The organism is Nocardia tenerifensis NBRC 101015 (assembly GCF_000308715.1).
Classification (GTDB): Bacteria; Actinomycetota; Actinomycetes; order Mycobacteriales; family Mycobacteriaceae; genus Nocardia; species Nocardia tenerifensis.
The window spans coordinates 1-5,424 of sequence record NZ_BAGH01000516.1 but is presented as its reverse complement, the minus strand read 5'-3'; the positions used below and the strand labels follow the sequence as shown (position 1 = coordinate 5,424).

Sequence of the window (5,424 nt, the reverse complement as noted above, 5' to 3'; positions counted from 1 at the left end):
AGTGCCGGGCGCACGCGGAGACCTTCTCCTGGGATGTCACGGCGCGGCGACATCTCGCGATGTACCGGGCGATCACGCAATGAGCACAGCAGTTTTCCTCACCCACACCGCGGCGCCGTCCGGCGCCGAGCTCGCCACGCTGCGGCTCGTCTCGGCCCTGCGCGAGCAGGGACGGCTCGACGTCGCCATGGTCTACACCGAGGACGGCCCGATGGTCGAGCGCATGCGCGAGCGCGGCATCGAAACCCGGGTGGTGCGTGGGCGTTTCGACAGCAGGGCGATGACCATCGGGTCCGGGCCGCTGCGCCTGGTCGCCGGGTTCGCCGCCCTGCTGCGGCTCGGCTGGACGCTGGGCGCCACCGCGCGGGAACTCGGCGCGGACGTGCTGGTCGCCGAGAGCAGCAAGGCGCTGGTGCTGGGCGCGGTCGCCGCGCGGCGCGCCCGCGTTCCGCTGGTGTGGCAGGTGCACGATCGCCTCGCCGCCGACTATTTCGGGCGGCTGCCGACCCTCGTGCTGCACGTGCTCGGCCGGCTCTTCGCCCGCGGGTACCTCGCCAACAGCCGAACGACGCTGCGCACCTTGCGAACCGGGCGCAGGCCGGCCCGCATCGCCTATCCGGGAGTCGAACTCGGCCCCGACGCGCCGCGACCCGGCCAGCGTCCGTCCGCCGACACCGTGGTCGCCGTGGTCGGGCGACTGTCGCCGTGGAAGGGCCAGGATGTGCTGCTGCGCGCGGTGGCGGCGACGAAAGTGCCGCCGCGGCAGGTGTTTTTGATCGGCGGCACGTTCTTCGACGAAGAGCCGTACCGCGCCGAGCTCGAACGCCTCGCTCGCGAACTCGCGCTGCCGGTCACCTTCACCGGACACGTCGACGATCCCGCGCCCTACCTGCGCGACGCCGACATCCTGGTGCACAGCTCGGTGCTGCCCGAGCCGTTCGGGCAGGTCGTGGTGGAGGGTATGCACGCGGGCTGCGCCGTCATCGCCTCGACGCCGGGCGGCCCCGAAGAGATCATCGAACCGGGGGTGCACGGCCTGCTCGTCACGGGCGGCGACGAGCGGCAACTCACCGCCGCGCTCGACACCCTCATCGGCGACCCCGGCCTGCGCACCAGGCTGGCGACGGCGGCTCGCCTGCGCGCCAACGACTTCGACATCACCGAGACCGCGCGCACGGTCGCCGCCTTCCTCGACGACCTCGCACAACGCAATGAAGCGGCGGGCGCACCACCTTCCCCGGAAAGAGCCCCGCATGGCTGAACACGCAGCGCCGAACCTCCCGGACGAGCCACAGGCCCCCGGCGCGACCCAGACCTCCGACACACCTCCGCGCCGAAACACCCACCGCCGCCACGGTTTTCTCGGCATCATCCGCGATATCGGCTACGTCAGCTTCGGCAAGTACGGGCAGTACGTCGTCACGATCGTCACAGTGCCGCTGATCGCGCGCGTGCTCGGCACCCACGGGCTCGGCCTGCTCGCGATCGGCATGTCGGCCTACTTCATCGGCTCGCTGCTGGTGGATCTCGGCATCACCTCCTACCTGGCCGCGCGGGTGCACGACGCCGGCCTCGGCGACGACCGCCTGCGCCACATCAACCAGTTGCGCGGCGACTACCTCGCCATCCGCGCGGGCACCCTCGGCCTTCTCGGGACGGCGCTGGTGCTCAGCTACGCCGTCGGCGCGCCGGTGCACCTGGAGATGATCTTGCTCGGGCTGTTCGCGGGCGGGTTCTGGTCGGTCTCGGAGGACTGGCTGCTCATCGGGCAGGGCCGCTTCGGCGCCTCCACCGCCTACCAGGCCGTCGGCCGCATCGGGTATCTCGTGCTGCTGGTCGCGGTGCTGCCCAGGATGCCCAACGCCCAGGTCGCCGTGCTGTGCCTGCTCGTCTCGTCCATCCCCACCGTCGTCCTGACGTGGTGGGATTCGTTGCGCACCTTCGGCCCGCCCGCCAAACCGCGCGACGTGCGCATCGTATTACGGACCGGCGCACCGGTTTTCACGTCCCGGCTGCTGGTGACGACCTATGGGCAGGGCGCGGCGGCGGTGTACTCGGCGGTGCTCGACGCGGTCTCGCTCGGCCTGTACTCCGCCGGGGACCGCCTGGTCCGCGCCATCCAATCCACCCTGGACCCCATCGGTTTCGCTTTGCTCCCGCGCATGGCCCGCAAGAGCGCCGACGACAACTTCTGGCGGCACGCGCTACAGGCGCTGCTGGCCTGCGTGTGCACCGCGACAGTGGCGGCCGCCGCGGTGTGGGTGAGCGCACCGCTGCTGATCCACCTGGTGTTCGGCACGGACTTCACCGCCGCGATCGGGCTGCTGCGGGTGGAGACCTTCGTGCTGCCCGCGACCGCGGTCACCTCCTTCATCACCACCGCCGTGCTTCCGGTGCGCCAGGACACCACCGGCGTGCTGATCGGCGCGGTGATCGGCACCGGCGTGGCGGCCGCGGCGCTGACCATCGCGTTCCGCACGCATTCGGTGTGGACGCTGGTCTACGGCACCGTCGTCGTCGAATTCACCGTCGCCTCTTGGTATCTGCTACGCATCCGGACGCTGATCAACCGCGAGCGGGTAACGCAGGCCGCGGGGCCCGCGATTGTGCTCATGCGGGAGGAGGGCGGGTCATGAGAATTCTGTACCTCGGCGACGACTGGGTCGGCAGCAACGCCCACTCGCTGGCCGACGGTTTCCGGCAGGCCGGGCACGACGTCGTGGTCGTCGACACCACCCGGGTCACGTTGCCGCCGAGGCTGTCTCCGCCGTGGGTCTACTCGAAGCTCGCCCGGCGGCGCGCGCCGTGGAACGTGGCCGGCCTGCACGCCGAGATCGGCCGGGCCGCCGCCGAATTCCGGCCGGACATGGTGTTCGCGTTCAAAGGCGTGCACCTGGACCAGCGCCGGTTGCTCGACCTCCCCGCGCGTCTACACGTGCACTACAGCCCCGACGATGTCGCGAACCCGGCGAATACCAGCCCGGAATACCTTGCGCACGAAGCGGAGTGGGACCACATCGTCACCACCAAGCGTCACAACGTGGCCGAACTGCGCGCGCGGGGTGCCCGCGCGGTCACGTTCGTGCGCAGCGCCTACGACCCGGCCTGGCATCACCCCGCCGCGCGGCGCGGCACCCGGCAGTTCCTGGTCGGGTTCATCGGCGTGTGCCGCCCGGACCGGCGAGCCGATCTCATCGGGCTGGCCCGCACGCACGGCTCCCGCATGCTGATCCGCGGGCCGGGCTGGCGGCGGGTGCCCGAATTGCGTGCCACCGGAGCCGAAGTCGGCGGCGCGGTGTACGGCGAGCGGTACTCGGAGACTGTGGCGAGTGTCACCGCCAACCTGGTGCTGCTCAACTCCGACAACCGCGACACCCATACCTGCCGCACGTTCGAGGTGCCCGCGGCCGGCGGCCTTTTCGTCGGCGAGCGCACCGACGAGCACGCGGAACTGTTGCAGGACACCGCCGAGTGCTTCCTCTTCTCCGACGCCGCCGAGCTGTTCGCCGTCCTCGACTGGTGCGCGGCGCACCCGGACAAGGCGGCCGCCGTGGCCGAGGCCGGATATCAGCGCATCCTCGCGGGCAACCACCGCTACGTCGACCGGGCGCGGGAGATCATCCATGCGATCAGTTGAGACGGTGTCGTGAGCGCGGCCACCGAGGTCGCGCTGATCGCGCTCGCGCTGGCCACCCTCGCGGTGGCCGCCACGCGCGTTCCGGGCGTCGCGCGGGTGTTCCTCATCGCGCAGGCGGCCTTCTGGTCGCTGTCGTATGTGGCGCGGCCGCTGGTGCTGCTGTGGGTGCAGCCGGATCCGCACTTCGGCGACAATGTCCCGGATCCGAGGCTGGCCCAGTTCGGCTACGACCGCGGCATCGCGCTGGTGCTGCACCATGTCGTCTTCGGGCTCTGGGTGTACGCGGGATTCGTTGTCGCCTATGCCCTTTGGGCGCGACGGCACCCGCCCCGCGAGCTGCCCGCGCTCACCCGCGACCCGGATTTCGTGCCGACGCTCGCCGCGATGTATTGCGTCGGGCTGCTCGGCCGGGCCGCCTCGATCGCCTCCGGCTCCATCGGCAGCGCGGGCGACGTGGACAGCGCCAGCCCGATCCTGTCCTTCGTCGCCATCCTGGCGACCATCGCCGCGCTCGGGCTGATCATCTTCGTACGTCCGGCGACCCCGCGGCTGACCGTGCTGATCATCGGCGGGCTGCTCGTCGGCGAGCTGGCCTGGACGGCGATCGTCGAGTCGAAGACCCCGATCATCGGCGCCGCGATGGCCATCGCGGTCCGGTTCGCGATCCTCGGGTGGACCAGGGCCAAGGCAATCGGGGTCGGCGTCATCGCGGTGCTCGGCATCGGCGGTTTCGGCTGGCTGCAGTCGCTCAAGCAGACCAAGTACGTGAAAGCCGAAGCGTCGCTGGCCGATTCGAGCTACCCGCCGATCGTCCACCCGTTCCTCAGCATCCTGCGGCGCTTCGATCTGCTCGAGGCCGCCACCGACGCCTACTTCCACCAGCCCGGCCTGTGGCTGACGCCCGCCGAGACGCTGCGGCACGCCTCGGCCAGCCTCGTCCCCTCCCAGCTGCTCGGCGCGGCCAAGTTCCAGTCGGGCACGGCGTGGGCCCAGGACGTGCGCGGCGCCTCGGTGGACATGACCAAGGTGTCGGTCTCGCTGGCCGAGGGCAACCTCAACGAGGGCTACGTGCTCGGCGGCTACCCGGGCGTCATCGTGTGCGCCGCGTTCACCTTTCTGCTGCTGCTCGCCTGGGCCAAGGCGCTGTATTCGCGCTTCTTTCCCGTCGTGGTGCTCGGGCTCGCGCTGACCGGCGCCTCGGCGCTGTTCGAACGCGGAATCCTCGGCAGCATGGAGAATCTGGGCAAGTTCCTGCAGGCGGCCGTGCTCGCCTGGCTCATCTCGCTGGTGGTGCGCGAGTATCGGCGCCGCACCACGGCCGAGGCGTCACCCGCCGTGCGCGCACCCGCCGCGGCACCAGTATTCGTCGGGGCAGTCACCATCGAAAAGAGAGAATCCCCATGGGGTTGATCGACTATTGGCATATCGCGCGCCGCCGCTGGGTCATCATCGTCGTCGTGGTGGTGCTGTGCCTAGGCGCGTCGGCCGGATACCTGAGCACCCTGCCCACCACCTACACCGCCTCGAGCAGCCTGTACGTGTCGATGGCGACCGGCACCTCGGTGAACGACTCCTACCAGGGTGGGCTCGCCGCCCAGCAGCGCGTCCGCTCCTATCTGGACCTGGCCACCAGCGCCACCGTCGCCAAGCGCGTCATCGACGACCTCGGCCTGAAGATGTCGGTCGGCGAGGTGCAGAGCAAGATCAAGGCGTTCTCGCCGCCCGCCACGACGAACATCGTCGTCACCGTGCAGGCGTCCTCGGCCGAGGGCGCGCGCGACTTCGCC

At 70.6% G+C, this 5,424-nt stretch carries 5 protein-coding genes; all 5 read left to right on the top strand.

The window, feature by feature from the left end; translation table 11 throughout:
- Window positions 1-79 precede the first annotated feature (79 nt).
- Complete coding sequence (locus tag ON39_RS34885) at window positions 80-1,261, top strand: glycosyltransferase family 4 protein (protein ID WP_040740576.1); 1,182 nt, start codon at window positions 80-82, stop codon at window positions 1,259-1,261.
- On the top strand, window positions 1,254-2,636 hold the full coding sequence (locus tag ON39_RS34880; protein ID WP_040740575.1) for a lipopolysaccharide biosynthesis protein: 1,383 nt from the start codon (window positions 1,254-1,256) through the stop codon (window positions 2,634-2,636). The genes ON39_RS34885 and ON39_RS34880 overlap by 8 nt, the downstream gene beginning before the upstream one ends.
- Complete coding sequence (locus ON39_RS34875; RefSeq protein WP_040740574.1) at window positions 2,633-3,637, top strand: CgeB family protein; 1,005 nt, start codon at window positions 2,633-2,635, stop codon at window positions 3,635-3,637. Before ON39_RS34880 ends, ON39_RS34875 begins: the two co-directional genes overlap by 4 nt.
- A gap of 9 nt (window positions 3,638-3,646) precedes the next feature.
- On the top strand, window positions 3,647-5,047 hold the full coding sequence (locus ON39_RS34870; RefSeq protein WP_040740573.1) for a hypothetical protein: 1,401 nt from the start codon (window positions 3,647-3,649) through the stop codon (window positions 5,045-5,047).
- Window positions 5,038-5,424 (top strand): YveK family protein (locus ON39_RS34865; RefSeq protein WP_040740572.1); only part of this gene is annotated, 387 nt, incomplete at its 3' end. The genes ON39_RS34870 and ON39_RS34865, both read left to right, overlap by 10 nt.